This window comes from Streptomyces sp. NPDC023157 (genome assembly GCF_055560575.1).
Map to the genome: position 1 here is coordinate 557,598 of NZ_JBVHIL010000001.1, position 26,120 is coordinate 583,717.

Below are 26,120 nucleotides of genomic sequence, written 5' to 3' on the forward strand. Positions count from 1 at the left end.
CCTCCGTAACGTCGTGGCCATGACGAACGAGCCCGCCGTCGCCTTCGAGGCGGCCACCAAGACCTACGGCCCGGTCCGCGCCGTGGACGGCATCGACCTCACGATCCGCCGCGGCGAGACCGTCGCCCTGCTCGGCCGCAACGGCGCCGGGAAGTCCACCACCATCAACCTGCTCCTCGGCCTCGACGCCCCCGACAGCGGCCGGGTCCGCCTGTTCGGCGACACGCCCGCCCGGGCGGTCGAGGCGGGCCGGGTCGGCGCCATGCTCCAGGACACCCGCCCGGTCCCCCGGGTCACCGTCCGCGAGCTGGTCTCGTTCGTCGCCCGCACCTACCCCTCCCCCATGCCGGTCGCGGAAGCCCTGGAACTGGCGGGCCTGACCGAGTTCGCGGACCGGCGCGCCGACCGGCTCTCCGGCGGCCAGGCCCAGCGCGTCCGCTTCGCCGTCGCCCTGGCCGGCAACCCCGAGCTGATCGTCCTGGACGAGCCGACCGCCGCGCTGGACGTCGAGGCACGGCAGATCTTCTGGGACGCCATGCGGGACTACGCCGGGCGCGGCAACACGGTCCTCTTCTCCACCCACTACCTGGAGGAGGCCGACACCAGCGCCGACCGGATCGTCGTCGTCGACTCGGGCCGCGTGCTCGCCGACGGCACGGCCGAGCAGCTGAAGCGGCGGGCCGGCGGGGCGCTGGTCTCCTTCGACCTGGCCGGCGGCCCGACGGAGGGCCTGACCCTGCTGCCCGGCGTGACCTCGGTCGAGATCCGCGGCGACCGCGCGCACCTGCGCAGCGACGACTCGGACGCGACGGTCCTCGCGCTGGCGGCGCTGCACGCGATCCGCGGCCTGGAGGTCGCACCGGTCTCCCTGAACGACGCGTTCCTGGCCCTGACCAGCGGAAACACCACCACCCCTGCCACCACCGACCACAAGACCATGGAGACGGCCCGATGATCACCGCCTACGTCCGCCTGGAAGTCCGCCGCACCCTGCGGGACGTCGGCTTCGCGATCTCCTCGATCGTCGTGCCGGTGATGATGTACCTGCTCTTCACCAACCTCGGCGGCGCGAACAGCCCCGAGGTCAAGGCCGCCGCCATGGTCGGCATGGCCGCGTACGGAGCGCTCGGCGCCGCCCTGTCCCTGGGCACCGGCGTCGCCGAGGACAAGTCCTCCGGCTGGCTGCGCCAGCTGCGGATCACCCCGATGACCCCGCGCCAGGTGGTCACGGGCCGCGCCCTGACCGGCACGGTCGTGGTCCTCCCGGCGATCGCGGCCGTGCTGCTCGCGGGGGCGCTCGTCAACGGCGTACGGCTCGACGCCTGGCAGTGGGCGGCCGTCGCCCTCGCCCTGTGGGCCGGTTCGCTCCCCTTCACCCTGCTCGGCCTCGGCAACGGCTACCGTCTCTCCGCGCAGACGACGGGCGTGGTCAACGTCGCCTGCAACCTGGGGCTCGCGGTGGTCGGCGGGCTGTGGTTCCCGGTGGAGCTGTTCCCGCGGTGGCTGCGCACGATCTCCTCGTACACGCCGACCAACCGCTTCGCCGAGCTCGGCAGGGCGCTGACGGAGGGCACGATGCCGGGGACCGGGGCGCTCCTGATCCTGGTGACGTGGGCGGTGCTGTTCGGCGCGTACGCGGCGGTCTCGTACCGTCGTTCGGCACGGACGGTCTGATGCGGAAGGCTGGAGGAGGAGTCATCATGCGACGCAAGCGACGCGGCGACCGGACCCCGGAGGAGATGGGCCCGCCGAACGGCTTCGCCATGCTGCCGTGGCTGCTGATGGGCATGGGCGCCATCTCCAACCTCCTCCGCGGCGAGACCCCGTACCCCTGGGTCGGCGCCGTCGGCCTCCTGGCCTTCAACTCCCTCTACATCTCGATCGTCTTCCGCGCCTTCGACCGCACCAGACGGGAGGCCCCGGCGACCTGGTGGCTGCTGGGCGCGATCACGGCGGTCACCCTGGTCCTCGCCATCGCCTGCGGCGGCCCGTACCTGCTCTTCTTCCCGCTCCTCGGCCTCGCCGTGGGTTCGGTGGTCCGCGGCCGGATGCTGGGCCGGGTCGTCCTCCCGCTGTGCGTGCTCGCGGGCACGGTGGCCGGGGTACGGGACGGGTGGGGCGCGATCAACGTGGCGTACGGGACGTTCCTCTCGACCATGGTCACGGCGGCCGTGCTCACCCTCTCCGAGACGGTGAAGGAGCTGCGCGCGACCCGCGAGCAGCTGGCCCGCACGGCCGTCGAGAAGGAGCGGCTGCGTTTCTCCCGGGACCTGCACGACCTGCTCGGCCACACCCTGTCGGTGATCGTCGTGAAGTCGGAGGCGGCGCGGCGGCTGGCGCCGCGCGACCTGGACGCGGCGCTGTCGCAGATCACGGACATCGAGTCGGTCGGCCGCCAGGCCCTGACCGAGATCCGCGAGGCGGTCACCGGCTACCGCGAGGTCACCCTCTCCGCGGAACTGGACCGCGCGCGGGACGCCCTCTCCTCCGCCGGCGTCGAACCGGTCGTACGCCAGTCGGGCCCGCCGCTGGAACCACAGACGGAGGCCCTGCTGAGCTGGGTGGTCCGCGAGTCGGCGACCAACGTCGTACGCCACAGCCGGGCGACCCGCTGCGAGATCGAACTAGGGGGCACCCCCGAACGCGTCCGCCTCACCGTCACGGACAACGGCCGGGGCACGGGCGAGGGCACCCCCGGGAGCGGCCTGAAGGGCCTGCGCGAACGGGTCCTCGCGGCGGGCGGCACCCTGGAGTCGGGCCCGGGCCCGCGCGGCGGATTCAGGGTGACGGCGGAGCTGCCGGTGGAAGCGGCGGCGGACGTGGCGGCCGGGGCCGCGGCGGACGCGGCGGGCCGGGCCGCCTCCGAGAAGGGCTGCTAGGCCCGGTCGACGGAGAACACCACCCGCACGCCGGTGGTGGAGTTGATCCGCTCGTTGAGCCCCCAGATCCGCCCGCTCGCCGGGTCGTAGCCGAGGTTCTGGGTGTAGACGGGCGCGGTGGTCAGCACATGCGGGGCGGCGTTGGCGCCCGCCTTGTGGATGCAGGAGTACGGGGCACCCGAGGGGTCGCCGGAACCTCCGCCTACACCGCTGGGGCAGTCACCGGCGAGGTACCAGTCGGTGCCGTCGGTGGTGGCGCCCTGCATCGCCCAGATCGGGGAGGAGTAGGCGGCGGTGGCGTGCCCGTACGGGAGGGCGGTGTTGGCGTCGAGGGCCCAGCGGATGACGCGGCCGCCGGCGGCGCCCGGCTTGTACTCGGCGGAGACGAGGCCGTCCTGGCCGGTGCGGTCGAGGCTGAGGGAGTTGAGGCAGGGCCGGTCCTTGGGAACGGTCGCGTCGCTGCTGCCGACCGAGCAGGCACCGCCGTCGGAGGTGGTGACGTACTCGCCGATCATCGGCAGGGCGTAGGCGCTCCACCGCGCGGACGAGGTGGTCCCGGAGACGCCGACGGCATCGCTGCTGGAGTTGACCTGCCAGATGTGCCGCAGGTCGTACACCTGGAGCCAGCGCCCGTTGGCGACGAACACCTTGTTGCCGTACCAGACGACGCCGTCGCTGTGGCTGGACACCCCGGTGAAGCTGCCCTTCCCCTCGGCGTCGACGGTCGGACGGACGAGGAGCAGGTGGTTGTAACGGACCTGGCCGCCGTCGTTGTTGACGAGACTGACCCGGCTGAACTCGTTGGCGACCTTGGCGCCGCCGGTCTGCATGCCGCGGCTGAAGTGCCAGGAGGCGAGGAAGGCGGTGTGCCCGTCCCACAGGCCGCCGGGCTGGGCGTCGTAGGACCCGGTCAGCCCCTGCGGGGTCCAGCCGCCGGCGTCCGTGTACGAGTTGGAGGTGTCGTCGGCCGCGTCCCAGCAGAAGCCGCTGGGGCTGAGGGAGGCGGAGAGGCCGGTGGTGTGGCACAGGCCGGGGCGCCCGGTGCGACCGCCGGAGGTGAGGACCTGGGTGGCGTTCTTGACGGTGACGGCGCCCTGGGCCTCGACGGCCTTGATGGCGGCGTCGTTCTCGGCGAACGTGTTCCCGGGCCGCAACTGGAACCCGGCGACGGTGGCCGCGTCGACCGCCGCGAAGGGCGTGGCGGCCTGGGCGGGCCCGGCGGCGACGAGCGAGGACCCGAGGGCGAGGAGCGCGGTCCCGAGGACCGCGAGGCGGGTACGCAATGACTGAACCATGGCCAGAGATCGTAGGGGACCCCCGGATTCCGCCCTGGATCCGCTCCCCCGCCCCCCCCTCCGCCCCTGCCGCCGCCACTGCCACTGCCCCCGCCGCTAGCTCCCGATGCTCTGCTCGGAGGCGTTCCCCCCGATGACGGCAGTCTGCGCGTCGCCACTGGCAGGGACCCCGCCGCCCGAATCCCCCGCCCCGAGGACGCCGACGAGCCCGCCACCGGGGAGGTCGAGCGGGAGGGGGGCGGCCTGCGCGGCCCCGGCGGCCCCGAGGGCGGCAGCGGCGGCACTGGCGGCGAGGAGGAGGGAAGCGGCGAGGACACGCTGTGCGTTGTTGGTCATGCGGTGCAAACGATCCGGGCAACGGCGGGTTGCGCGCGGGCGGACGCGGATGCGAACCAGGCGGAGTCAGTGAAGGAGCCCCGGAGAAGGCCAGCAGGACGGGTCGTGAGCGCGTGCGGTTCCCATCCTGGTCCTGACCGGTCTGGCCAGCGCTGACGCCCACTGCCGCAGAGGTCCCCGGTTCGAATCCCGGGGTGGGCACGAGTCACGTGGAGGAACGCGGCGGCCCGCTCCGGGCTGCCATGGCCAACGCGACGATCCAGCCGAGCACTGTCCATCCGAGAAAGACGTTGATCACTATGACCGACCCTCGGTTCGGAACACTTCGCACGACCGCGACCACTGTTGGTACGAAGTACGGCAGCGCGAGAACAATCACCGTCGGCACAAGCATGCTGTAACTCATAAGTCCGCCGGACTGAACGTTGGTTGACACCCTCTCTATCTCGCTCGCCGCGGCATGTACAGACCGCGTAGCCCGACGCGAGGGGCGCCGCCCAGTTCCGATCCGAGGATGGGGCCTAGCGCTGTGCCCACCACGTTCCAGCCGCCCCGCCGGCGGTGGTTGCGAGGGCGACGAGCCACGACGGGATGTGCTGCACGACGACGTGCAGCCCGTACAGGCGCAGCTCGAACACAGGTCGAGTGTCGGTCTTGGAAGGCATGACTACCTTTCGTAGATCGGTCTCGTGGAGCGTAGGCAGGGGTGGCACGGGTGCGGGAGGGGGCTCAGCTACCCCACCCCGTCAAAGACGTCAAAGATCAATCAGATATGCGAACGCACGCTCTTGAGTGGCACAGCGACATGACAGCACGGGGGTTCACCCTGGGGTTCACTGTGGTGAACCCACGCTGTGAAACTTCTAGTTACCCCACACCGGTAGACCTCGCCGAAGATCGACAGCAGTCCCCGGTCATGGCCCTATGTCTACCCGCCTCGTACGCCGAGAACTACCCCTTGGGGTGTTGCGTCGAGTGCATCCACGTGTTGCGTGACCGTTGCGCCCATACCGCTCCCACCTGGGCATTCATCAGAAGAGATGGCAGAATCCAGTGCTTCGTCGTCGAAGCGGAACACCGACAGGTCATCCGCCCTACCCTGTTCCTCGTGAACGACATGCCGCAGGACCGCCGCCCCGCCAAGAGCGTTCGGGTGCTCCTCGCCGAGGACCAGGGAATGATGCGGGGCGCGCTCGCCCTGTTGCTGGGGATGGAGCCCGACATCGAGGTCGTCGCGCAGGTGGGCCGGGGCGACGAGATCGTGGACGCGGCGCTGCTCGCGCGGCCCGAGGTGGCGTTGCTGGACATCGAGCTGCCGGGGCGGTCCGGGCTCGACGCGGCGGCGGATCTGCGGGACGAGGTGCCGGACTGCCGGGTGCTGATCCTGACGACGTTCGGGCGGCCGGGGTATCTGCGGCGGGCGATGGAGGCGGGGGCGGCCGGGTTCCTCGTCAAGGACGGGCCCGTCGAGGATCTTGCCGAGGCGATTCGCCAGGTGCTTCGGGGGGAGACCATCATCGATCCCGCGCTTGCCGCCGCCGCGCTCAGCGCCGGGCCCAATCCGCTGACCGCTCGCGAGCGGGATGCCCTTGGGGCTTCCGTCGACGGGGCCACCATCGCGGACATCGCGGCGGCGCTGCATCTGTCCGAGTCAACGGTGCGGAATTATCTGTCCTCCGCCATCGGGAAGACGGGTACCCGCAATCGGATGGAGGCCGTGCGGGCCGCGCGTCAGCAGGGGTGGCTGTAGTTCAGCCCTTCCGCTCCCGCCCCGGCAGCCACACCGCCATCAGCGCCGCCGTCGCCAGCAGGACGCAGGCCGCCACGCGGAAGGCCGCCGCGTAGCCGGCCGTGAGGGAGGACGGGGTCGGGACGTCGGTGGTCGTCCAGGCGGCGGCGACCGTCGAGAGGATCGAGAGGCCCAGGGCGCCGCCCATCGTGCGGGACGTGTTGATGAGGCCTGAGGCCAGGCCCGCTTCCGACGGTGGGGCGCTGGTGGTGGCCAGGATGGCCAACGGGGTCGAGCCGATGCCTATGCCGAGCATCATCAGGATGCCGGGGATGAGGATCGACGTCGTGTACGTGCCGTCCGGCGTCATCGTCGACTGCCACGCGAAGCCGCTCGCGGCGATCAGGATGCCCGTCACCGCGATCGGGCGGGCGCCGAAGCGCGGGAGGAGGCGGGGGGAGAGCTTCGAGCCGACGATGACGCTGGCCGAGCTGGGGACCAGGGCCAGGCCGGCCTGGAGGGGGGTGTAGCCGAGGACGTTCTGGGCGTAGACCGTCATGAAGAACCACATGCCGAAGGTCGTCGACGCGCAGAGGGCCATCGTCGCGTTCGCCGCCGACACCGCGCGGGTGCGGAAGATACGGAGGGGCATCAGGGGGGCCGTCGCCCGGGTCTCCCACCACAGGAACAGGGCCAGCACGAGGGCGCCCGCCGCCAGGGGGAGCAGGGTTTCCGGGGCGCCCCAGCCCGACTCCTCCGTCTGCACGATGCCGTAGGCGAGGGTCGCCAGGCCGCCGGTGACCAGGACGGCGCCCGGGAGGTCCAGGCGGGTGCCGCCCCCCACCCGGCTCTCCGTCAGCCACAGGCCCGCGCACAGCAGGACCAGCGCGCCGATCGGGACGTTGATGAGGAGGACCCAGCGCCAGGACAGGAGGTCCACCAGGACGCCGCCCACGAAGCCGCCCGCCGCGCCGCCGGCCGCTCCCACCGCCGTCCATGTGCCGACCGCCCTCGTGCGGGCCGGGCCCGCGGGGACGGCCGCCGTGAGGAGGGTGAGGGTGGAGGGGGACAGGACGGCCGCGCCCAGGCCCTGGACGGCGCGGGCGGCCAGGAGTTGCCAGCCCTCCTGGGCCAGGCCGCCCGCCACCGACGCCAGCGTGAACAGGCCGAGGCCCACCATGAACATGCGCCTGCGGCCGAACAGGTCCGCCGCCCGGCCGCCCAGCAGCATGAAGCCCGCGAAAGCGATCGCGTACGCGTTGATCACCCACTGGAGGCCCGCGGCCGTCAGGCCCAGGTCCGTGCGCATCGACGGCAGCGCCACGTTCACCACGGACACGTCCAGCACGACCAGGAACTGGCCGGCGCACGCGATCAGGACCACCAGCCACAGACGGGAGGGCGGGGGTATGGAGGGGTCTGCGGTGGGGCTGGCTTTACTCGTGTCGGTTCGCGGCATGCCCGTCATGGTCGCAGAAGCGGTCCGACCCGTACATCGACTATGCCCTCGTCCTCCTCAGCGGCGTCCCGACCCGTGCGTCGACTAGGCCCGCCTCAGCAGCGTCACCACCGCCGCCCCGCCCAGGCCGATGTTGTGCGCCAGGCCCACGCCCGCGCCCTCCACCTGGCGTCCGCCGGCCTCGCCCCGGAGCTGCCACACCAGCTCCGCCGCCTGGGCCAGGCCCGTCGCGCCCAGGGGGTGGCCCTTGGAGATGAGGCCTCCGGAGGGGTTGACCACCCAGCGGCCGCCGTACGTCGTCGCGCCCGATTCGACGAGTTTGCCCGAGGCGCCCTCCTCGCACATGCCCAGCGCCTCGTACGTGAGGAGTTCGTTGATGGAGAAGCAGTCGTGGAGTTCGATGACGTCGATGTCCTCGATGCCCAGGCCGGAGGTCTCGTAGACCTGCCTCGCCGCCGCCCTCGACATCGGGCGGCCCACGACGTCGATGCAGGTGCCGGAGGCGAAGGAGTCCTCCGTGTCGGTGGTCATGGCCTGGGCGACGATCTCCACCGCCCGGTCACGCAGGCCGTGTTCCGCGACGAAGCGTTCGGAGACGACGACGGCCGCCGCCGCGCCGTCCGAGGTCGGCGAGCACTGGAGCTTGGTCAGGGGGCGGTGGATGGTCTTCGCCGCGAGGATCTCCTCGACCGTGTACACGTTCTGGAACTGCGCGTGGGGGTTGCGTGAGGAGTGTTCGTGGTTCTTGGCGGCGACCGCCGCGAGCTGCGCCTCGGTCGTGCCGTAGCGGTCCATGTGTTCGCGGGCCGCGTTGCCGAAGATCTGGGCGGTGGGCGGGGTCATCTCGAAGCCGTGGCCGGCCGCCATGATCCCGTAGTGGCGGGCCACCGGCGAGGTCTTGAAGTCGCCGCCGTCCGAGCCGCCGCCGAGCGCGCCGCGCGCCATCTTCTCGAAGCCGAGGGCCAGGACGCAGTCGGCGATGCCGCCCTCGACGAGTTGCCGCGCCATCATCAGGGCGGAGGAGCCGGTCGCGCAGTTGTTGTTGACGTTGTAGACGGGGATGCCGGTCAGGCCCAGTGCGTAGACCGCGCGCTGGCCCGCCGTCGAGGGCTGGAAGCAGTAGCCGACGGGGACCTGTTCGACCAGGCCGTACGGGATGCCGGCGTCGTTCAGGGCGGCGGTGCCGGCCTCCTTCGCCATGTCCCAGTACTGCCCGTCCCGGGTCTCCGGCTTCTCGAACTTCGTCATGCCCACACCGACGATGTACGACTTCATCGAAGCCACTCCCTCAGTTTCTCAGTCTCGCGGCAGGCCGAGCAGGCGCTCGGCGACGACATTCAGCTGCACTTGGGTGGTGCCGCCCGCGATCGTCAGGCAGCGTGACATCAGCAGTCCGTGCACGGCCCGTTCCCCCGGCCCCTCCCGCAACGCGCCTTGCGTGCCGAGGAGTTCGAGGGTGAGTTCGGCCAGTTTCTGCTGGTGGACGGTCTGGACGAGTTTGCGGACGCTGGCCCCCGGGCCGGGTTCGAGGCCGGACACCTGGAGGAGGGTGGTGCGCAGGCCGATGCAGGCCAGGGCGTGCGCCTCGGCGACGAGCGCCCCGATCCGGGCCCGTACGGCGCCGTCCTCGTCGCCCGCCCGTCCAATGAGCGCTTCGAGGCCGGTGTCGAAGGCGACCTGGTCGGCCATGTGGACGCGTTCGTTGCCGAGGGTGTTGCGGGCGACCTTCCAGCCGCCGCCGACCTCGCCGACGACCGCGTCGGCGGGCAGGACGGCGTCGTCGAACCACACCTCGTTGAAGAGCGAATCCCCGGTGATCTCCTTCAGTGGCCTGATGTCGATGCCGGGGGTGTTCTTCATGTCGACGACGAAGTACGTGAGCCCCTTGTGCTTGGGCGCGTCGGGGTCGGTGCGGGCGAGGAGGATGCCGTAGTCGGCCCACTGGGCGGCGCTCGTCCACACCTTCTGGCCGTTGATCCGCCAGCCCTGCCCGTCGTCCGTCCGTTCCGCCTTCGTACGGAGGGAGGCCAGGTCCGATCCGGCCTCGGGCTCGGAGAAGAGCTGGCACCACTGCTGTTCGCCGCGCAGGGTGGGCGCCAGGTGGCGGGTCTGCTGTTCAGGTGTCCCGTACGCGAGGAGGGACGGGATAACCCAGGTGGCGATGGAGAGAGGGCTGAGCCGCACCCCGGCCGCCTCCATCTCCCGCTGTACGGCGAGCTGTCGCACCGGGCCCGCCCCGAGTCCGTACGGCTCCGGGAGGTGCGGGGCCGCGTAGCCGGTGCCCGCGAGGGCGCGGCGGGCGGCGCGCGGGTCGAGCCCGACGGCCGGCGCCAGCGCCTCCCGGGCGGCGGCACGGAACTCCTCTGCCTCCGGAGGGAGTTCGAGGCGGAGTTCGCGCCGGGTGCCGGCCGCCGCGTGGCGTACGGCGGCCAGCCGGTGGGTGTCGCCGGAGCCGAGGAGCTGGCGGGCGACGAGCGCGCGGCGCAGATAGAGGTGGGCGTCGTGCTCCCAGGTGAAGCCGATGCCGCCGAGGATCTGGATGCAGTCCTTCGCCAGTCCGTACGCGGTGTCGAGCGCGGCCCCCGCCGCGAGCGACGCGGTCAGCCCGCGTACGTCGACGGCGTCCTCGCGCGCCGCGCGGGCGGCGTCCCAGGTCAGCGCCCGGGCCTGCTCCAGCCGGACCAGCATGTCGGCGCAGAGGTGCTTGACGCCCTGGAACTGCCCGATGGGCTTCCCGAACTGCACGCGGGTACGGGCGTGTTCGGCGGCGATGTCGAGAACGCGGGCGGCCGTCCCGCAGGCGTCGGCGGCGAAGAGCACGGCCGCCAGGTCGGCGACCAGGACCGCGTCGACGCCCCCCACGATCCGGCTCGCGGGCACGAACACCCCGTCGGCGGCGACCTCGGCGGTCGGCCGGGTCGGGTCGGCGCTCTCGTGCGGGCGTACGGAGAGGGTGTCGGCGTCCACGGCCAGCCACACCGTGCCGTGTTGAGCGCGCGCGGAGAGAATCAGCAGCTCGGCCTGCGCGCCGCCGAGGACCGGCGGCGCGACCCCGTCGAGCACGAACCCGTCCGCCGTGTGCGAGGGCGCGGCGGTCAGGGTGCCCGGCCCGAGGGCGACGGCGCCGGTCCGCTCCCCCGTGGCGAGCGCGCCCGCGTCCTCCCCCCGCCCCGCGCGGTGCAGCAGCTCGGCGGCGAGGACGGTGGGGAGGTACGGACCCGGCAGCAGCGCCCGCCCCGCCTCCTCCAGCACCACGGCGAGGTCGACGAGATCCCCGCCGCCCCCGCCCTCGCACCCCTCGGGGAGGTGGATGCCCAGCAGCCCCTGCGCCGCGGCCCCGTCCCAGTACGCCGGCCTGCCCGCCGCGCCCCCTGGCGCGTCCAGGTGCTTGCGTACGTCCTCGGGCGGTACGGCGCGGGTGAGCCAGCCGCGGACGGACCGGGCGAGCTCCCGCTGTTCGTGCGTGATGGCGATGCCCATGGCACGGCAGACTAGAACACGTTCCAATCTGACGGAAGGTCAGATACGCGGTCGATTGGCGAGAGCCCCGTCACCTCAGGGGCGTTGTCAGTGGCGGGTGCCAGCATGTGGAGCAGCAGTCGGGACCGCCGACACGGAGAGAATGAGCGAGCACATCATGGGCACTTGGGACATCGGCCCCTTCGACAACGACACCGCCGCCGACTTCTCGTACCGGGTCGACGAGGCGGACGACAAGGCGGGCGTCCTTCTCGTCGCCTTCCGCGAGGTCACCGAGAACGGCGACGACTACCTCGACTCGTACTTCGCCGTCCAGGCCGTCGCCTCCGCCGCCCTCGTCGCCGCGCAGTGCCCCGGCGGCGACCCCGTCACCACCGCGTACGGCCCCAAGAAGGCCATACCGCCCCTCCCGGCCACCCTCCGCCCCCTCGCCGTCGCCGCCCTCGACCGCGTCCTCGGCAAGGACTCCGAGCTGCTGGAGCTGTGGGAGGAGTCCGACGGCGGAGAGTGGAAGGCGGGCATCCTGCGGCTGCGGGCGGTACTGGCGGGTGCCGCCGGTCAGTGACCGATACGCCCCTCGGCGGCCGCCGCCACGAAGGCGGCAAAGGCCGCCGGGGCGGCGCGGAAGACGGGGCCGGCGGGGTTCTTGGAGTCCCGCACGGCGACGTGCGCGGTGAGGTCGGCGACCTCGATGCACTCGCCGCCGTTGGAGCTGCTGAAGGACGACTTGCGCCAGGCGGCGGCGCCGAGGGGGGCGCACTCGACGCAGTCGCCACCCGTGTCGGAGCTGTACGAGGACTTACGCCATTCAGCGCCCGTCAGGTTCAGGTTGGTCCCCATAGCGCTCCTCCATGACACGGGCGATCAGTGCGGCCGATTCCTCCACCGAGAGGGCAGCGGCCCTCAAGTGATCGTAACGGAGCGACCCTTCCCTGAAGGCGGCCGGATCGGCGGTCATGTGCCCACGGACGAAGTCCTCGGTATAGACGAGATCAGGGTCGTCGTCGAAGCGCAGGAGATTGAACGAACCCGGCAGCCCGGCATGCGCACCCGCCTTGAAAGGCAGGATCTGGATCTTCACCCACTCCCGCTCCTGCATGGCCAGCAGGTGGGCGAGTTGTTCTCGCATGACCACGGGCCCGCCGATCTCCTGATGGAGCACCGCCTCGGACAGCACGACCCACAGCAGGGGCGGGGTATCGCGGTCCAAAATGCGCTGGCGTTCCATTCGCGCCGCGACCTTGCCCTCGACGTCCGCTTCCGTCCGCGCGCCCAGAACCGCGCGGGCGTAGGCCGGGGTCTGAAGCAACCCGTAGACCAGTTGGGATTGGAACGTCGAGATGTAGGTCGCCTTCGCTTCCATCTCCGCGTACGGCTGGAACCAGTTCGGCAGCTGGCTCTTCAGGACCAGCCCGATCAGGCGCGAGAACAGCCCGCCCGTCATCAGCGCCGCGTCCAGCCGCTCCGAGAACACCCGGCTCGGCAGCTTCTTCGCGGTCTCGATCTGACCGATCAGCGAGCCCGTGCAGAAGAGGATGTCGCCCAACTGGTCCTGGCTGAGCTTCGCCTCCTCCCTCAGCCGGCGTAACTCCGAACCGTAGTAGTCCAGCGGCGAGGCGCTGGGATCGAGCATACGGATGTTGGCCACGGCGAGGTCACCCCCAAGGAAACGCCATTGAGCGTTGAGTCCAGTCCGTAGCCGAGCGTAGCGATGCCGCTCCAATCTGGAGGCATGAATCAGGGAACAGACCTCTATCCTGCGGAGCTTGAAGCGAGCTACCGGATGGGCTTCACCGTGGGTGAGCATTCCGCCGGTCACATGCGTCGCATCCTCCGCATGTTCCTCACGCGTTGGGGACTCGACCGGCTGTCCGATTCAGGTGAGCTCGCGCTCACGGAGCTCGTCGCGAACGTCGTCCGGCACGTGCCGGGCCGCCGGTGCACGGTGCTGCTGCTGCGGGAGCCCCACGGGCTGCGGGTGGAGGTGGCCGACGGGGTGCCGGGGCCGCTCGTGGCGAAGGCGGCGGGGCCGCTCGACGAGGGCGGGCGGGGGCTGGCTTTGGTGGAGGCCGTGACGGACCGGTGGGGGGTGAGGGAGGGGGCCGACGGGAAGACGGTGTGGTTCGAGTGCGACGCGTAGGGCACCATGGGCGCCCGTAAGCGCGTACCCGCCAGTAGGAGGAGCCGACCATGGTCGCCGCCGAGCCCACCCCCGAGATCCTCGCCGCCTTCGAGGCCGCGAAGGGCTTCATGCCGGTCAAGGAAGGGCTCGCGCTGTACGCGGCGGCTGCCGAGGCGGCCGGGCTCGGGCTGCCGCTGCTGGAGGTCGGGACGTACTGCGGGCGCTCGACGATCCTGCTCGCCGACGTGGCACGGGCGGCCGGGACGGTCGCGGTGACCGTGGACCACCACCGGGGCAGCGAGGAGCAGCAGCCGGGGTGGGAGTACCACGACGCGACGGTGGTCGACCCGGAGGTCGGCGTCATGGACACGCTGCCGACCTTCCGGCGCACGCTGCGCAAGGCGGGCCTCGAAGAGCACGTGATCGCGGTCGTCGGGCGTTCGCCGCAGGTCGCGAAGGTGTGGGCGGGGCAGCTCGGCTTCGTGTTCGTGGACGGCGGGCACACCGACGAGCACGCGACCAACGACTACGAGGGCTGGGCGCCCAAGGTCGCGCCCGGCGGCATCCTGGTCATCCACGACGTCTTCCCGAACCCGGAGGACGGCGGCCAGGCCCCGTACCGGATCTATCTGCGGGCGATCGAGTCGGGCGACTTCGAGGAGATCTCGGTCACCGAGTCGCTGCGGGTGCTGCGCCGGCGGGGCTGAGGCGGCGGGGCCGGAAACGGCCCCCCGAATCCGTACGGGCGAATGCGCCGAAACCGCCTTCGCCCGGCCTCTTCCGCTGCCATGATGGCGCCCCTCGGTCCCGACCGGCCCCGTCAGTGGCCCCGCGCGTAAGAGGTCCCAGGTGCAGTTATTCGACGACCCGGTCATTCGTGCGGCCCTCATCGCGGGCGGCGTCACCTACGGTCTCGCGTGCCTCGTCTCGGGCGTGGGCGGGGTGCGGACGGAGACGCGGGAGCAGTCCGACCAACTCCCCTTCCCTTCGACGCGCAGGTTCCACGTCCAGGTGTCGGAGCACGGGAGGAGGCTCAACACCAGCTTCGGCCAAGGCGCCACCAACCTGGCACTGGCGGTCACGTGCTGCGTGATGGCGCTCAGCCGGTCGGTCGGCTCCGTCGGGCAGTGGCTGCCGCTGGTCTTCACCGACCGCCGGGCGACCCTGAACAGCCTCGCGGGGCAGCTGGCGAACGGATCACTGATCCTCCAGCTCACCACCGTGGCCGTCGGCGTGACCGTGCTGATGCGGCACATCAGCTTCCTGCGCACGCTCTTCGGGCACGACGGCACCACGCTGGAGCTCTGGCGGAAGCTGCGTCAGCTCAACATCACCAACGCCCAGGGCGGCGTCTTCCTCGCCGCCCTCACCATCATGTGGCTGCTCCGGGGGCACGGACTCGACGGCCTCTGGATGACGTCGCTGGCCTATGTGTTCGCGTTCTTCATCGACGACTGGATCATCATCAGCGAGTACAGCATCCGCCTGGACGTCCCGTCGTTGACCTTCCACAAATGGCGGCTCCGGTTCGCCTACGTGTGCCTGTTGGTGCCCAGCGTGGCTCTCGCCTGGGACGCCTTCGGCGGGTGGGGTGCCGGGGTCATGATCTGGTACGCCATCTCGCTGTTGGCCGTGGCTGGTTCGCACCGCAAGGGCCCCGAGCGGCGTCGCCTGTCGAGGGCGTCGCTTCCCGGGCAGCGGGCCAAGGGCGCCAAGGTGGAGCGGACGGAGCGGCCGGAGCAGTCGGAACAGGCCTAGATACCGCCGCTATCCGCCCACCGATCCCGCCAGCCTCATCACGTACCGGCGCGACGCGTCGTTGTCGCAGCTGAACTGGACGAGCGGCACGTTGTTGTCGGTCGACCGGCCGCCCGCGACGGTCGCGCACAGCCCGGTCTGGACGTTGACGAGCTGGTAGGAGTTGCCGTTCCAGTTGGTCACGCGCCAGCGGCGCGAGGGGTGGTCGTCGCAGTCGAACTGGACGAGCGGCTTGTTGTTCCCGCCGTCGCCGCCCGCGACCGTGGCGCACTTCCCGGTCTGCCGGTTGACGAGCTGGTAGGAGTCGCCGTTCCAGTTCGTGACGCGCCAGCGGCGCGAGGGGTGGGTGTCGCAGTCGAACTGGACGAGTTCCACGTTGTTGTCGGTGGACTCGCCGCCGGCGACGGTCATGCACTTGCCGGTCTGGAGGTTGCGGAGCTGGAAGGAGCCGCCCGAGATGCGGGCGGCGGCCGAGTTCGCGGCCGAGGAGCCGGTGTCCGCCGCGGGGTGGGCGACCGCGGGGACGGGGAGGAGCATGACGCCCCCCGCAATGAGAATCGTTGAAGTCGTCACCAGACGACGGGACCGCGTGTCCTTGCGCATACGCATAGGAGCGCTCCTCTCTAGCGCGGAGGAGGAAGGGGCCACGGCACGCCCCGATCCTCACTATCCGCGCGTGGGCCGGGCCCCGCAAACGGGGCCCGGCCCTGGAACACGCTCGGTCACCTTCTCCGGATTCTCAGAACCCTGAGGTCACGTAGAGGCAGTTGGTGTAGCTGTAGCCGGACTCGATCTTGGCGTTGCTCGGCTTCTTCATGCCGGCCGACGAGCCCGTGCCCACCCGCTTCTGGAGCATCTGGTAGTTGCCGGGAGGCAGCGTCAGGGTCCGCTTCGGGTACTTGGACGAGGGGCCCGAGCACGGCTTGACCTTCTGGCCGACCGGCACCAGGAGGGTCGGGTAGCTGGTGCACTTGGCGCAGGACGGGATGGTGAGACGGCCGGTGACCGGGCCGGTGTAGAGGAGTTCGACCTCGCCGGGGCCGTCGTTGCTGATGACCATGACCATGCCGGAGCCGTCGACGGTGGCGCCGGAGGGCACCTTGTTGCCGGCCGCCGGGGTCTCCTCGGCGATCTCGGCGGCGATGGCGATGTTGCGCGCCTGGGCGGCCTGCGGGCTGTCCGGGTAGGTCTTGGCGTAGTCGGTCATCGCGGTGGCCGCCTCGCTGAACTCCTTCTTCTTGAAGCGGTCGAGACCGCAGCCGAAGTCGCCGCGCTGGATGACCCGCTTGGTGTCCGCCCCGAGGCCCGCGTAGGTCTCGCTCGGCAGCATGCCGACCGTGGTCCCGAAGCGGCGGACCTCCGTGACGGCGTCGCAGGGCGCGCCGGCCACGGCCTTCTCGCGGGTGCGCAGGCCGTCGCGCAGGGTCGGCTCTATCTTCTGGGTGAAGGGGGACTGCGGGAAGGTCTTCATCAGGTCGTTGAGGTACTCCCCGGAGCTGGTCTCCTGGCCCGCGTTGCCGATCGTGGTGGTGCCGCACTGGAACCAGGACTCGGCCAGCGGCTCGTCGGCCTTGCCGACCAGGCCGCCGAGGAGTCCGCGGTCGACCTTGTCGGGCAGCGTGCGCAGGTGCTTGAGGCCGGGGACGGCCGCGCAGTAGTCCTTCTTCGTGTACGGGGCGGAAACCGAGGCGTAGTAGGCGGCGAGCCGGTCGGGGACCAGCTTCGCGGCGCGCGAGTCCGCGTGCTTCGTGGCGAGGTCCTGGTAGGTCGCGAGGACCGAGTTGTACGTCACCTCGACGCTGGTGAAGGACTGGCCCTCGGCCCGCTTCACCAGCCCGTCGGCGGTGGTCAGCGTGTCCATGAGCTGCTGCTCGATCGCCTCGTCGCGGGCCGCCCCGTACGCGAAGGTGCCGCCTCCGGGGATGACGGCCAGGAGGGCGATCGCGACGGGCAGGACGAGCGCGCGGCGGCCGGGGGCCTCCAGGGCGGCGGGGGTCGCGCGCAGTCCGCGGCGGGCCCCGTCGGCGGCGACGGCGAGGAGGAGGACCCCGTACGCGACGAGGACGCCGAGGGGGATGCCGTCCGGGTCGGCGGGCAGGGCGACGACGAGCAGCGCCACGGTGGCGGCCCAGCAGAGGGCGGCGAACGCCCACTGCTTGAGCAGGACGTAGCCGAGGCCCAGGCCGGAGAGGTTGAGCAGGGCGACGGCGACGGCCTGCGCGGGGTTCGGCGGGCCCGGCGGCGGGCCGGGCGGCGGCGGTGGCGCCGCGGTCATCACCGGCGGCGGTCCCGGTGGCGCGGGCGGCTGCCCGTACGGGCCGGGCTGGAGGCGCGGATCCTGGGGCGCCCCCGGTGACGGCTGTGCCTGCGGACCCGAGGGCTGCTGTGCTCCCGGTCCGGTCCATTCCCAGGGCGACGGCTGTCTGCCCCGGGGATCGTTCGCGCCGTTGTCCTCGGCCGCGCTGTTGTGGTCGTGATCTTCCCCCGCCACAGGTTCCCCCTCTGTGGTCGTTGCTGCGGTGCCCCCCACATACCCTTCACCCTCCCCCCACACACGTCCAGCGGAACGCGCAATCCCGCGCCGGAACGCCTACAGTCGCGGGGTGCCGTACGCCCACCGGAACCTCCTCGCCCTTCCTCTGGCCCTGACCGCTGCCGCCGCCCTCGCCGGCTGCGGGGGCGCGGCCGAGTCGGCGACGCAGACGCCCTCGCAGCCCTCCCCCCGTACCGAGGCGGCCAAGGCCACCGCCCCCGCGGGCGGCCCCGCGACCGGGGCGATCCCGGCCGGGCCGCCGCGGAAGCTGCCGCTCGCCGGGCGGACGATCGTGATCGACCCGGGCCACAACCCCGGCAATTTCCGGCATACCTCGGAAATCAACAAAAAGGTCAACATCGGGACGAACCGCAAGGAGTGCGACACCACGGGCACCTCCACGAACGCGGGCTACACCGAGGCCACGTTCACGCTCGATGTTTCACACCGTCTCCGCGATCTCCTCAAGGCGCGGGGCGCCGAGGTCGTCCTCGTCCACGACGCCGAGCGCCCCTACGGGCCCTGCATCGACGAGCGCGCCCGGATCGGGAACGGCGCCGGGGCCGACGCCGTCGTCTCGGTCCACGCGGACGGCTCCGCCGTCGGCAACCGGGGGTTCCACGTCATCCTGCCCGCGCTGGTGCAGGAGGGCGGTGCGGACACGACGAAGATCGTGGGCCCCTCGCGGACCCTGGGCGAGAAACTGGTCACGCGGTTCGGGCGCGCGACCGGGACCCACCCCGCCAACTACATCGGTTCCGGTACCGGGTTGGATGTGCGGAAGGATCTCGGGGGACTCAATCTCTCGACCGTCCCCAAGGTGTTCATCGAATGCGGCAATATGCGTGATCCGAAGGACGCCGCACTGCTGACCGAGGCCGCGTGGCGCCAGAAGGCCGCGCAGGGGATCGCCGACGGCATCGGGGCCTACCTCAAGGGGTAGGCCCGGCGTCCCGACGGACGGACGATAGATTCCCTCCGTACGATGCTCCGTACGAGGGGGCCGCCCCCGTGCTCCGCGCCACCCCGACGAGACGACCCGACGAAGGACTCTTACGTGAATATCCGCTCCCTCACCCGAGGCGATGGCGTGCTGATCGGTGCAGCGGTGGTGCTGTTCATCGCCTCGTTCCTCAGCATCTCCGGATGCGACGCCGGTGCCGCGATCTGCTCCAAGGTCGACCTCCCGAACTCGTGGGAGGTGTCGCCGCTCGGCTGGGGCTCCTTCTTCCTCGGCATCGCCGGCGCCGCGCTGGTGGTCCTCTCGCGCGCGCTGCCGCAGCCGCGCAAGGTGGCCGGCCTCGAGCTCGGCCCGGTCGGCGCCGCGTTCGGCATCGCCTCCGCCTGGACCCTGCTGATGTGGGTCTTCGAGTCGGACAACGCCGGCGCGGGCCTCATCCTCGGCCTGATCGCCGCGCTCGTGGTGGCCGGTGCGGCCGTCGCGGCCCCGCTGGTCCCGGCCCTCGGCGGCCCACTGCTCGGCGCCCCGAAGCCGCAGACCCCGCAGCCGTACGGCATGCAGCCCGGCGCCCAGCAGGGCGTCCCCGGCGGCTACGGCTACCCCGGCGCCCCGCAGCAGCCGTACGGCGCCCAGCCCGACCCGTCGCTCGGCGGCCAGCCCTTCGGCGGCCAGCCGCAGGCGCAGCAGCACCAGGCGCCGCAGCCGCAGGCCCCGCAGCCCCAGCCGCAGCAGGCCGCCGCTCCGGCGCCCGCCGCCGACTTCACCGCGTTCTGGTTCGCCGTTCCGGTGGCCCGCCCGCTGTACGCGGAGGACGGCTCGCAGGCGCCCATCGCCGAGCTGGCGCCCGGCACCTGGTACCTCGCGGTCGAGCAGCGCGGCCAGGCCCTGGTCGCGCAGACGCAGGACGGCCGCCGCGGTGTCCTCCAGGACACCACCGGCATCCAGCGCGGCTAGTCCGCGTCCGGGAACTCGCGCCACGGCCCCTCGCCCTTCCGGGCGGGGGGCCGTTGTCGTACAGTCCAGGCCGACCCACGAATCTGACACTGCGTCAGGAAGGCTGGCCGCCATGCGCCTTGGACTCGCCCTCGGCTACTGGGGCCGCGGCCCCTCCGCCGCCCACCTCGAACTCGCCCGCGAGGCCGAGCGGCTCGGCTACCACTCGGTGTGGACCGCCGAGGCGTGGGGCTCCGACGCCTTCACCGCGCTCACCTGGATCGCCGCCCACACCAGCCGGATCAGGCTGGGCACCGCCGTCGCGCAGATGGCCGCCCGCACCCCGACCGCCACCGCCATGCACGCGCTCACCCTCGACCACCTCTCCGGCGGCCGGATGACGCTCGGGCTCGGGCTCTCCGGACCGCAGGTCGTCGAGGGCTGGTACGGGCGCCCCTTCCCGCGCTCGCCGCTCACCGCGACCCGCGAGTACGTGGACGTGATCCGGCAGGTGCTGCGGCGCGAAGGTCCCGTACGGCTCGACGGGCGCTACCACTCCCACCCGTACGCGGGCGCCGACGGCACCGGGCTCGGCAAGCCGCTGAAGCCGATCACCCACCCGCTGAGGGCCGGGCTGCCCGTCCTGCTCGGCGCCGAAGGCCCCAAGAACATCGCCCAGACCGTCGAGATCGCCGACGGCTGGCTGCCGCTCTACTGGTCGCCCAGCCGCTGGGCCGAGGTGTACCCCCTCCCCGAACGCCTCCGCGACGGCTTCCTCGTCGCCCCCATGGTGCGCGCCCAGGTCTGCGCCGACGTCGCCGAGGGGCTGCTGCCCGTCAAGGCCATGCTCGGCTTCTACATCGGCGGCATGGGGCACACGGCCCGCAACTTCCACGCCGACCTGATGGGGCGCATGGGGTACGAGGCGGAGGCGCGGCACATCCAGGAGCTGTTCGCGGCCGGGCGGCGCCAGGAGGCCGTGCTCGCCGTGCCGGACGCCTTCGCCGACGAGATCTCGCTGGTCGGCCCGCGCGAGCGGATCGCCGAACGGCTCGCCGCCTGGCGCAAGGGCCCGGTCACCGACCTCCTGGTCACGGCGCCGGACCCGGAGACACTGCGTACGCTCGCGGAACTCAACGCCTGAACCGGCGGCTCAGCCGCCGCTCAGCTGGGACGTGCTGGGCACCTTGTCGACGACCTCGGCGCCCGCGCTCTTCCCCGCGTCCTTCACCTTGTTGATGATGCTGTCGAAGGAGCCGATGTCCGCGTCGGTCGCCTGCCCCTTGCGCAGCTTCGTCCCGAGTTCCTTCAGCGACTCGATGCCGGCGCTCAGCGGTGCCACCGCCTTGGAGAGCAGCGGGTCGCCCTTGGCGTTGTTCAGCGCCGCCTTGAGCCGGTTGTAGGTGAAGGCGCCCGCCAGGCCGGCCTTCACGAGAGCGAACGTGCGCCCGTCCGCGCCCTTCTTGAACTTGCCGGCGCGGTACGGCTTCACGATCCACTGGTACGTGGCCCCCGCCGCCAGACCCGCGTTCGCCACGAACCGGGTCTTGGCCAGCTTCTGCTGCTCGAAACTGGCCGAGCTCGTCGGCGTCGAGTCGGCGCTCGTGCCCATCGTCTGCGAGCTGTCGCCGCCGCAGGCCGCGGTCGTGGCGAGCAGCGCGCCGGAGAGGAAGAGCGCGACGACGGCGCGCCGCGCGCGGACGAGGCTGGGCACGTGGGACCTCCGTGGGGGCTGTGGCACCGGGCCTGATCCGCCGGGCAGGCCCCAGCCTCACCCGGGGGCCCGGGGTGCGCCACCGGGGTGGCTCCGTACGGGTTCCACCCCTGCTCAAATCCGGTGCCCGACATCCCTTCCTCCCGACATCCCCGCAGGTCAGCGCCTTGGGACGTCCCATCGTGTCCCTGGGACGCCGTCGCCCCTGGCCCGGCCCGCCGGGCGGTCGGAGAGTGGATCACCGGCCCGGGACGGTTCCGGGCGGGGGAGGTACGGAAGTTCGATGGTGAGTCGCCGCGTATGTACGGGGGGCGGTCGGTGCCAGTGGTTCTACCGGGCGCCGGACGCCCGGCTCGGCAGGGGGATCGGCACGTACCGGGGGTTCCGTTCGGCGGCGGGGGTGCCACAGGAACGCCTGGTCGTGCCGAGCGGGCGGGTGTCGCTGCTGATCGGCTTCGGCGGCGAGCTGCGGGTCCGGGGCGCGGGACGGCACACGTCCCTGGTGTCGGGGCTGCACACCCGGGCGCGGGTGCTCGGGCACGGCGGGGACGTCCAGGGCGTGGAACTGGCCCTGGCGCCGTGGGCGGCGCGCCGCTTCTTCGGCGACACCGCGCTCCCGGAGCTGACCGACACGCTGGCCGACCCGGCGGACGTCGTCGGCGCCCGGGCCCGCTCGCTGGCCGAGGCGCTGGCGGAGGCCCCGGGCTGGCCGGAGCGGTTCGCGCTGCTCGACGAGACGCTGCTGCGCTGGTCGGCGGAGGCGGACGCGGCGGGCGACACGGGGCCCGCGCCGGCCGTCCTGGAGGCCTGGCGGCTACTGGAGCGGTCCGCGGGGGCCCTCCAGATCCGGGAGGTGGCGGCGGCCACGGGGTGGAGCCAGCGGCACCTGGAGACACGGTTCCGCGAGCAGATCGGTCTCGGTCCGAAGCGGCTGGCCCGGATCCTGCGCCTGAACCGGGCGATCGGGCTGCTCTCGGCGGGCGACCGGCCCGCCGAGACGGCCGTCCGCTGCGGCTACTACGACCAGGCCCACCTGAGCCGCGACTTCAACGCGCTGACCGGGATGCCGCCGGGCCGCTTCCTCGCGGACCGGGGGACGGCGAGCGCCTGGATCGCGGGCTGAGCGGCCGCGCGTCCGGCGCGGCGGTTTTTTCCAATACGGGGCCGGGCGGCGGGTGCGAGTCTTTCGCCCGCGTGCGGTCGCGTACGCAATGCCGAACAGAAGGATCGACTTTCATGCGCATGACCACGGGGCTCCGCAAGAAGGCCGCGGCCGTCGCCGCGACCACCGCACTGCTCGTCGGCGGCGGTGTCGCCGCCGCGACCCAGGCGTCGGCCGGCTACGCCTGTGGCGCCGGCTACCACTGCGTCTACTGGGGCAACCTGGGCGACAGCGGCGGCCACGACTTCTACAACAGCGACACCAACTTCACCGACGACTACTTCAACGACAACAGCCCGGAGCCGGGCACCGGTGCGGTCGTCAACGACAACGTGTCCTCGGCCAGCAACTCCAGCACGGGCGGCTACGAGAGCCACTACTACCGTGACATCAACTACGGCGGCGGCCTGCTGTTCTGCGTGAACCCGGGCAGCGAGGTCTTCATGGGCGGCCTCGCCGACTGGCAGCGCGACTCCGCCAGCTCCCTCCAGCTGCGCCCGTCGACGACGATCAAGTGCTTCTGATCCCGCACTCCTGACCGTCATCCCCCGGGTGTGACCGGGGCCCGGTGCTACAGGGGTGCACCGGGCCCCCGTCGCCCCACCCCCACCGCCGAAGAAAGGCAGCCGTCACCATGTCAGGGACCCGCCGTCCCCGCCGCGCCCTGCTCACGCTCACCGCGGTCGTCGCGGCCGGAGCGGCCGTCGGCGCCGGAACCGTGCTGGCCCTCTCCGACGGCCCGCCCCAGGGCGAGGACCGGCCGCTCGCGACGACCGCAGGCCTGGAGCGGCTGCACCGGCTCCCGCCCGTCACCGAGCGGGTGTTCAGCTGGGACGGCGCACAGGCCCGCAGTGCCGAGGCGCAGCGGACGTACGCCATCCGCTGCATGACCCGCGCGGGCTTCCGCTACGCACCCAAGGCCACTCCCCCGGCGGGCTCCGGCGCGGACGAGCGCCCGCGGCCCTTCGGCCTGGAGACCGCTCCGTCCGAGGCGCCGCCCGCCGCGGACCAGCCCGGCGAGACGCCCCCGAAGCCCGGCAGCCCGGAGGCCTCTCCGGCGTACGCGCAGGCCCTCTTCGGCGACGAGAACAGGCGCCTGACCGTCAAGGGCACGAAGGGCATGAGCGTGTCCCGGCCCGGCGAGGGGTGCCTCGCGGAGGCCGAGACGCGGATGCTCGGGGACGGGCGGGCGCGCTGGCTCCAGGTGCGGATCATGCTCTTCGAGGGCCAGGAGCAGGCGCGTACGGAGGTCGAGAAGGACCCGGCGTTCCGGAACGCGACCGGCCGCTGGCAGCAGTGCATGGAGCGGGCCGGATTCCCGGGGCAGCGCGATCCGCAGGCGCTGCTGAAGACGCTGCCCAGCCAGAAGGCCCGGCTGGGCGGGCGGGACGTCCTGAAGGCCGATCTGCGCTGCAAGAGCGAGACCGGCTATCTGACCACCGCGTACACCCGGCTCGCCGCCGTCCAGCAGCGCTGGCTGGACGCCAACCCGGCCGTGGCGAAGGACTGGGCGGCGCTGCTGGCCCGGCAGGACAAGGCCTCCCGCGAGGTGCTCGCGGGCTAGGGCCTGTCTTTCGGATCAGGCCGGATCAGGGAGCGGGGCCTGGTGCGTGCGATCGCAAGGCGGAGGAGGGAGTCAACGCGGTGGGGGCACCTCCCAGCGGTAGCTGGGGGACGTTGGCGACCGACGACAACGCGGCGAGCGTGCGTGCCAGGCCCCGCGAGCCCGGCATGATCCGAAAGACAGGCCCTAGGCCTGACCCCCGCTACGGCTGCTGGGCCTTCTCCGCGCTCGGGATGAAGCGGCCGGTGCAGGTGGGCACGCTGTCCTTGCCGTTCTTCTTCGGCAGGGCGGCGCAGACGAAGACGGAGCCGTTGTCGGGGGCCGCGATCAGCGGGGTGTAGACGTCCCTGTCGTAGTGGACGACATCGGCCTGGGCGGCGCCGTCGGAGTTGTTGACGACGACGGTGGCGCCGACCTCGGCGAAGGAGATGCGGCCCCAGGCGGCCTTGCAGGCGCGGCTGTAGCGGAGCTCGATGACGAGGTCCTTGGGGATGGAGCCGGTGCGGACGGTGACCGCGTCGGCGCCGCAGTTCATCTTCTTCGGGTCCTTGCCCTCGCACGTGGTGAGGGTGCAGCCGGTGGCCGGGCCCGCGACCTTCACCGCGGGCTTGGGCTTGGCCGGCGGCTCGCCGGGGCCGGAGAGGGTGACGGCGGCGTACACGCCCGCGGCGGCCACCAGGAGGAGGCCGAGGACGAGCGAGACCCAGAGGGTGCGGCGGCTGCGGGGCGGCGTGCCGTCGTCCGGCGCTTCCGTCCCGTCGGGTTCGGCCTCGGGTGCCGCGCGCCGGGCCTCCTCCTCGTCCCAGCGGGCGAGCAGCGGCGCCGGGTCGGTCTCGCACAGCTTCGCGAGGCTTTCGACGGCGTCGCGCGGCGGGAACTGCTTGCCGTTGACCCACCGTTCCCACGACGACTTGGCGTAGTGGGTCTTCTCGCTGAGCTGGGCGAAGCTGTGCCCTGACGCCTTCTTCAGCGCGAGAAGCTCGCCAGAGAGGTCCGTGACCGACCCCGCACGGTCCATTGTGACCGATTCTCCCTGATATGCATGTCCATGCCAGCCATGGACGTGGACATACTAGAGCCGGTCCAACGACCGGTTTTACGTGCATCCCGCATGGATCAACCGGGCGGTCAGCCGCAGCAGTCGGGCTCCAGCCCCCGCGGCAGCCGCTCCCCGCCGAAGACCGCGACCGTCGCCTCGTCGCCGCCGAGCGCCGCCACCGCGAGCAGCAGCGAACCCGAGGTCCAGGTGGTCTGCTCCTCCGGCCAGACCGCACGGTCGCCCTCGAAGACGTAACCCGTCCAGTAGTTGCCGTCGGCGGCCCGCAGGTGCCGGATGGCCTGGAGGATCTCCAGCGCCCGGTCCGACTCCCCCATCGCCCACAGGGTCAGGGCCAGTTCGCAGCTCTCGCCGCCGGTCACCCACGGGTTGGGCAGCACGCAGCGCACCCCGAGGCCCGGCACGACGAAGTCGTCCCACCGCCCGTCGATCCGCGCCTTGGCCTCCGCACCGGTCACCGCGCCGCCGAGGACCGGGTAGTACCAGTCCATCGAGTAGCGGGACTTGTCGAGGAAGCGCTCCGGGTGGCTGCGTATCGCGTGGCCGAGCGCGCCGGCCGCCAGCTCCCAGTCGGGCTGCGGCTCCTCGCGCTCCTCGGCGATGGCCAGGGCGCAGCGCAGCGCCTGGTGGATCGAGGAGCTGCCGGTCAGCAGCGCGTCCTCGACGGGGGTGCCGTCGGCCTCGCGCTTCCAGCCGATCTCGCCGCCCGGCCGCTGGAGCCGCAGGACGAACTCGACGGCCGCGTAGACCACCGGCCACATGCGGTCGAGGAAGACGTCGTCGCCGGTCGACAGGTAGTGGTGCCAGACGCCGACGGCGACGTACGCGACGAAGTTGGACTCCAGACCGCGGTCGGTGACGTCCTCGGGGTCGCCGTCGCGGTAGGCCGCGTACCACGAGCCGTCGGCGTTCTGGTGCCGGGCGAGCCACGCGTAGGCGCGGGCCGCGGCCTCCGACTCGCCGGCCGTGTCCAGGGCCATCGCGGCCTCGGTGTGGTCCCACGGGTCCAGGTGGTGCCCGCGGAACCAGGGTATGGCGCCGTCCTCGCGCTGCACGGCGAGGATGCGGGCCACCGTCTCGGCGGCCTCCTCGGCGGTCAGCACACCCGGCAGGACGAGGTGCTGCGCCATCCGCTCGG

At 72.2% G+C, this 26,120-nt stretch carries 28 protein-coding genes; 14 read left to right on the top strand and 14 right to left on the bottom strand.

The genetic code is table 11. The annotated features are described in order from the left end of the window. The first annotated feature begins 19 nt into the window (after window positions 1-19). The 3 genes from ACZ3ZE_RS02600 to ACZ3ZE_RS02610 are packed head-to-tail and all read left to right on the top strand — an operon-like array spanning window position 20 to window position 2,879. Window positions 20-955 (top strand): ABC transporter ATP-binding protein, encoded by a 936-nt coding sequence (locus ACZ3ZE_RS02600; RefSeq protein WP_361163686.1) that lies wholly within the window; start codon window positions 20-22, stop codon window positions 953-955. Further along, window positions 952-1,674 (top strand): ABC transporter permease, encoded by a 723-nt coding sequence (locus ACZ3ZE_RS02605; protein WP_442303884.1) that lies wholly within the window; start codon window positions 952-954, stop codon window positions 1,672-1,674. The genes ACZ3ZE_RS02600 and ACZ3ZE_RS02605 overlap by 4 nt, the downstream gene beginning before the upstream one ends. Before the next feature lie 26 nt (window positions 1,675-1,700). Then, entirely contained in the window at window positions 1,701-2,879 is a 1,179-nt protein-coding gene (locus ACZ3ZE_RS02610; RefSeq protein WP_361163684.1) for a sensor histidine kinase, read from the top strand. Here ACZ3ZE_RS02610 and ACZ3ZE_RS02615 read toward each other — a convergent pair. The 4 genes from ACZ3ZE_RS02615 to ACZ3ZE_RS02630 form a co-directional block, all read right to left on the bottom strand. After that, entirely contained in the window at window positions 2,876-4,174 is a 1,299-nt protein-coding gene (locus ACZ3ZE_RS02615) for a hypothetical protein (protein WP_442303883.1), read from the bottom strand. The genes ACZ3ZE_RS02610 and ACZ3ZE_RS02615 overlap by 4 nt on opposite strands. A gap of 96 nt (window positions 4,175-4,270) precedes the next feature. Continuing rightward, complete coding sequence (locus tag ACZ3ZE_RS02620; RefSeq protein ID WP_363292155.1) at window positions 4,271-4,510, bottom strand: hypothetical protein; 240 nt, start codon at window positions 4,508-4,510, stop codon at window positions 4,271-4,273. A 205-nt stretch (window positions 4,511-4,715) separates the two neighbouring features. Beyond that, on the bottom strand, window positions 4,716-4,916 hold the full coding sequence (locus ACZ3ZE_RS02625; protein ID WP_467257505.1) for a superinfection immunity protein: 201 nt from the start codon (window positions 4,914-4,916) through the stop codon (window positions 4,716-4,718). A gap of 115 nt (window positions 4,917-5,031) precedes the next feature. Further along, on the bottom strand, window positions 5,032-5,175 hold the full coding sequence (locus ACZ3ZE_RS02630) for a hypothetical protein (protein WP_361628436.1): 144 nt from the start codon (window positions 5,173-5,175) through the stop codon (window positions 5,032-5,034). A 452-nt stretch (window positions 5,176-5,627) separates the two neighbouring features. Here ACZ3ZE_RS02630 and ACZ3ZE_RS02635 point away from each other — a divergent pair, with 452 nt between their 5' ends. Further along, entirely contained in the window at window positions 5,628-6,260 is a 633-nt protein-coding gene (locus ACZ3ZE_RS02635) for a response regulator (protein WP_467257507.1), read from the top strand. Between the two features lies 1 nt (window position 6,261). Here ACZ3ZE_RS02635 and ACZ3ZE_RS02640 read toward each other — a convergent pair whose 3' ends face one another. The 3 genes from ACZ3ZE_RS02640 to ACZ3ZE_RS02650 form a co-directional block, all read right to left on the bottom strand. Further along, window positions 6,262-7,707, bottom strand: a complete 1,446-nt coding sequence (locus ACZ3ZE_RS02640; protein ID WP_467257079.1) for an MFS transporter — start codon at window positions 7,705-7,707, stop codon at window positions 6,262-6,264. Window positions 7,708-7,782: 75 nt separating this feature from the next. After that, window positions 7,783-8,973, bottom strand: coding sequence for a lipid-transfer protein (locus tag ACZ3ZE_RS02645; protein WP_467257081.1), 1,191 nt, complete (start codon window positions 8,971-8,973; stop codon window positions 7,783-7,785). Between the two features lie 21 nt (window positions 8,974-8,994). Beyond that, window positions 8,995-11,178 carry an acyl-CoA dehydrogenase gene (locus tag ACZ3ZE_RS02650; protein ID WP_467257083.1) on the bottom strand — a complete coding sequence of 728 codons (2,184 nt, stop codon included), beginning with the start codon at window positions 11,176-11,178 and terminating at the stop codon, window positions 8,995-8,997. A 157-nt stretch (window positions 11,179-11,335) separates the two neighbouring features. Between ACZ3ZE_RS02650 and ACZ3ZE_RS02655 the strand changes: the two genes are divergently transcribed. Beyond that, entirely contained in the window at window positions 11,336-11,743 is a 408-nt protein-coding gene (locus tag ACZ3ZE_RS02655; protein ID WP_361164697.1) for a DUF4259 domain-containing protein, read from the top strand. Here the strand turns inward: ACZ3ZE_RS02655 and ACZ3ZE_RS02660 are convergent. After that, entirely contained in the window at window positions 11,737-12,018 is a 282-nt protein-coding gene (locus tag ACZ3ZE_RS02660) for a DUF397 domain-containing protein (protein ID WP_467257085.1), read from the bottom strand. The two genes, ACZ3ZE_RS02655 and ACZ3ZE_RS02660, sit on opposite strands and share 7 nt — an antisense overlap. Beyond that, window positions 11,987-12,826: a helix-turn-helix domain-containing protein gene (locus tag ACZ3ZE_RS02665; protein WP_361163652.1), complete on the bottom strand. Its 840-nt coding sequence runs from the start codon at window positions 12,824-12,826 to the stop codon at window positions 11,987-11,989. The genes ACZ3ZE_RS02660 and ACZ3ZE_RS02665 overlap by 32 nt, the downstream gene beginning before the upstream one ends. Before the next feature lie 84 nt (window positions 12,827-12,910). Between ACZ3ZE_RS02665 and ACZ3ZE_RS02670 the strand changes: the two genes are divergently transcribed. The 3 genes from ACZ3ZE_RS02670 to ACZ3ZE_RS02680 all read left to right on the top strand — a co-directional run bounded on the left by ACZ3ZE_RS02670 (window position 12,911) and on the right by ACZ3ZE_RS02680 (window position 15,058). After that, on the top strand, window positions 12,911-13,318 hold the full coding sequence (locus tag ACZ3ZE_RS02670; RefSeq protein WP_467257087.1) for an ATP-binding protein: 408 nt from the start codon (window positions 12,911-12,913) through the stop codon (window positions 13,316-13,318). 50 nt (window positions 13,319-13,368) lie between these two features. After that, complete coding sequence (locus ACZ3ZE_RS02675; protein ID WP_361163648.1) at window positions 13,369-14,007, top strand: class I SAM-dependent methyltransferase; 639 nt, start codon at window positions 13,369-13,371, stop codon at window positions 14,005-14,007. A 142-nt stretch (window positions 14,008-14,149) separates the two neighbouring features. Beyond that, window positions 14,150-15,058, top strand: coding sequence for a hypothetical protein (locus ACZ3ZE_RS02680; protein WP_467257089.1), 909 nt, complete (start codon window positions 14,150-14,152; stop codon window positions 15,056-15,058). 9 nt (window positions 15,059-15,067) lie between these two features. Here ACZ3ZE_RS02680 and ACZ3ZE_RS02685 read toward each other — a convergent pair whose 3' ends face one another. Beyond that, window positions 15,068-15,595, bottom strand: coding sequence for an RICIN domain-containing protein (locus tag ACZ3ZE_RS02685; protein ID WP_361163644.1), 528 nt, complete (start codon window positions 15,593-15,595; stop codon window positions 15,068-15,070). Between the two features lie 202 nt (window positions 15,596-15,797). Beyond that, window positions 15,798-17,333: a hypothetical protein gene (locus ACZ3ZE_RS02690; protein ID WP_467257091.1), complete on the bottom strand. Its 1,536-nt coding sequence runs from the start codon at window positions 17,331-17,333 to the stop codon at window positions 15,798-15,800. 328 nt (window positions 17,334-17,661) lie between these two features. Here ACZ3ZE_RS02690 and ACZ3ZE_RS02695 point away from each other — a divergent pair, with 328 nt between their 5' ends. The 3 genes from ACZ3ZE_RS02695 (at window position 17,662) to ACZ3ZE_RS02705 (ending at window position 20,629) form a co-directional block, all read left to right on the top strand. Then, window positions 17,662-18,534 carry an N-acetylmuramoyl-L-alanine amidase gene (locus ACZ3ZE_RS02695; RefSeq protein WP_467257093.1) on the top strand — a complete coding sequence of 291 codons (873 nt, stop codon included), beginning with the start codon at window positions 17,662-17,664 and terminating at the stop codon, window positions 18,532-18,534. Window positions 18,535-18,648: 114 nt separating this feature from the next. Continuing rightward, window positions 18,649-19,506 (top strand): DUF5336 domain-containing protein, encoded by an 858-nt coding sequence (locus ACZ3ZE_RS02700; RefSeq protein WP_361163638.1) that lies wholly within the window; start codon window positions 18,649-18,651, stop codon window positions 19,504-19,506. A 112-nt stretch (window positions 19,507-19,618) separates the two neighbouring features. Next, window positions 19,619-20,629 (top strand): LLM class F420-dependent oxidoreductase, encoded by a 1,011-nt coding sequence (locus tag ACZ3ZE_RS02705; protein ID WP_361163636.1) that lies wholly within the window; start codon window positions 19,619-19,621, stop codon window positions 20,627-20,629. Window positions 20,630-20,638: 9 nt separating this feature from the next. On the opposite strand, the gene ACZ3ZE_RS02710 is transcribed toward ACZ3ZE_RS02705, so the two are convergent. Beyond that, on the bottom strand, window positions 20,639-21,199 hold the full coding sequence (locus ACZ3ZE_RS02710) for a hypothetical protein (protein WP_361163634.1): 561 nt from the start codon (window positions 21,197-21,199) through the stop codon (window positions 20,639-20,641). A 400-nt stretch (window positions 21,200-21,599) separates the two neighbouring features. Here ACZ3ZE_RS02710 and ACZ3ZE_RS02715 point away from each other — a divergent pair, with 400 nt between their 5' ends. The 3 genes from ACZ3ZE_RS02715 (at window position 21,600) to ACZ3ZE_RS02725 (ending at window position 23,925) form a co-directional block, all read left to right on the top strand. Further along, window positions 21,600-22,322: a helix-turn-helix domain-containing protein gene (locus ACZ3ZE_RS02715; RefSeq protein ID WP_442303877.1), complete on the top strand. Its 723-nt coding sequence runs from the start codon at window positions 21,600-21,602 to the stop codon at window positions 22,320-22,322. A gap of 113 nt (window positions 22,323-22,435) precedes the next feature. Continuing rightward, window positions 22,436-22,885 (top strand): hypothetical protein, encoded by a 450-nt coding sequence (locus ACZ3ZE_RS02720; protein ID WP_361163630.1) that lies wholly within the window; start codon window positions 22,436-22,438, stop codon window positions 22,883-22,885. Window positions 22,886-22,995: 110 nt separating this feature from the next. Further along, window positions 22,996-23,925, top strand: coding sequence for a hypothetical protein (locus ACZ3ZE_RS02725; RefSeq protein WP_467257095.1), 930 nt, complete (start codon window positions 22,996-22,998; stop codon window positions 23,923-23,925). A gap of 202 nt (window positions 23,926-24,127) precedes the next feature. On the opposite strand, the gene ACZ3ZE_RS02730 is transcribed toward ACZ3ZE_RS02725, so the two are convergent. Next, window positions 24,128-24,943: a DUF2690 domain-containing protein gene (locus ACZ3ZE_RS02730; RefSeq protein ID WP_467257097.1), complete on the bottom strand. Its 816-nt coding sequence runs from the start codon at window positions 24,941-24,943 to the stop codon at window positions 24,128-24,130. Between the two features lie 110 nt (window positions 24,944-25,053). Beyond that, a complete protein-coding gene (locus ACZ3ZE_RS02735; protein WP_442303910.1) occupies window positions 25,054-26,112 on the bottom strand; it encodes a prenyltransferase in 1,059 nt (352 codons plus the stop codon). Between the last annotated feature and the right edge of the window lie 8 nt (window positions 26,113-26,120).

Bases quoted from the DNA above. Each gene is read 5' to 3' on its own strand.
- ACZ3ZE_RS02600 (WP_361163686.1), top strand. From the start codon at position 20: ATGACGAACGAGCCCGCCGTCGCCTTCGAGGCGGCCACCAAGACCTAC.
- ACZ3ZE_RS02605 (WP_442303884.1), top strand. From the start codon at position 952: ATGATCACCGCCTACGTCCGCCTGGAAGTCCGCCGCACCCTGCGGGAC.
- ACZ3ZE_RS02610 (WP_361163684.1), top strand. From the start codon at position 1,701: ATGCGACGCAAGCGACGCGGCGACCGGACCCCGGAGGAGATGGGCCCG.
- ACZ3ZE_RS02615 (WP_442303883.1), bottom strand. From the start codon at position 4,174: ATGGTTCAGTCATTGCGTACCCGCCTCGCGGTCCTCGGGACCGCGCTC.
- ACZ3ZE_RS02620 (WP_363292155.1), bottom strand. From the start codon at position 4,510: ATGACCAACAACGCACAGCGTGTCCTCGCCGCTTCCCTCCTCCTCGCC.
- ACZ3ZE_RS02625 (WP_467257505.1), bottom strand. From the start codon at position 4,916: ATGAGTTACAGCATGCTTGTGCCGACGGTGATTGTTCTCGCGCTGCCG.
- ACZ3ZE_RS02630 (WP_361628436.1), bottom strand. From the start codon at position 5,175: ATGCCTTCCAAGACCGACACTCGACCTGTGTTCGAGCTGCGCCTGTAC.
- ACZ3ZE_RS02635 (WP_467257507.1), top strand. From the start codon at position 5,628: ATGCCGCAGGACCGCCGCCCCGCCAAGAGCGTTCGGGTGCTCCTCGCC.
- ACZ3ZE_RS02640 (WP_467257079.1), bottom strand. From the start codon at position 7,707: ATGACGGGCATGCCGCGAACCGACACGAGTAAAGCCAGCCCCACCGCA.
- ACZ3ZE_RS02645 (WP_467257081.1), bottom strand. From the start codon at position 8,973: ATGAAGTCGTACATCGTCGGTGTGGGCATGACGAAGTTCGAGAAGCCG.
- ACZ3ZE_RS02650 (WP_467257083.1), bottom strand. From the start codon at position 11,178: ATGGGCATCGCCATCACGCACGAACAGCGGGAGCTCGCCCGGTCCGTC.
- ACZ3ZE_RS02655 (WP_361164697.1), top strand. From the start codon at position 11,336: ATGGGCACTTGGGACATCGGCCCCTTCGACAACGACACCGCCGCCGAC.
- ACZ3ZE_RS02660 (WP_467257085.1), bottom strand. From the start codon at position 12,018: ATGGGGACCAACCTGAACCTGACGGGCGCTGAATGGCGTAAGTCCTCG.
- ACZ3ZE_RS02670 (WP_467257087.1), top strand. From the start codon at position 12,911: ATGAATCAGGGAACAGACCTCTATCCTGCGGAGCTTGAAGCGAGCTAC.
- ACZ3ZE_RS02675 (WP_361163648.1), top strand. From the start codon at position 13,369: ATGGTCGCCGCCGAGCCCACCCCCGAGATCCTCGCCGCCTTCGAGGCC.
- ACZ3ZE_RS02685 (WP_361163644.1), bottom strand. From the start codon at position 15,595: ATGCTCCTCCCCGTCCCCGCGGTCGCCCACCCCGCGGCGGACACCGGC.
- ACZ3ZE_RS02690 (WP_467257091.1), bottom strand. From the start codon at position 17,333: ATGACCGCGGCGCCACCGCCGCCGCCCGGCCCGCCGCCGGGCCCGCCG.
- ACZ3ZE_RS02705 (WP_361163636.1), top strand. From the start codon at position 19,619: ATGCGCCTTGGACTCGCCCTCGGCTACTGGGGCCGCGGCCCCTCCGCC.
- ACZ3ZE_RS02720 (WP_361163630.1), top strand. From the start codon at position 22,436: ATGCGCATGACCACGGGGCTCCGCAAGAAGGCCGCGGCCGTCGCCGCG.
- ACZ3ZE_RS02725 (WP_467257095.1), top strand. From the start codon at position 22,996: ATGTCAGGGACCCGCCGTCCCCGCCGCGCCCTGCTCACGCTCACCGCG.
- ACZ3ZE_RS02730 (WP_467257097.1), bottom strand. From the start codon at position 24,943: ATGGACCGTGCGGGGTCGGTCACGGACCTCTCTGGCGAGCTTCTCGCG.
- ACZ3ZE_RS02735 (WP_442303910.1), bottom strand. From the start codon at position 26,112: ATGGCGCAGCACCTCGTCCTGCCGGGTGTGCTGACCGCCGAGGAGGCC.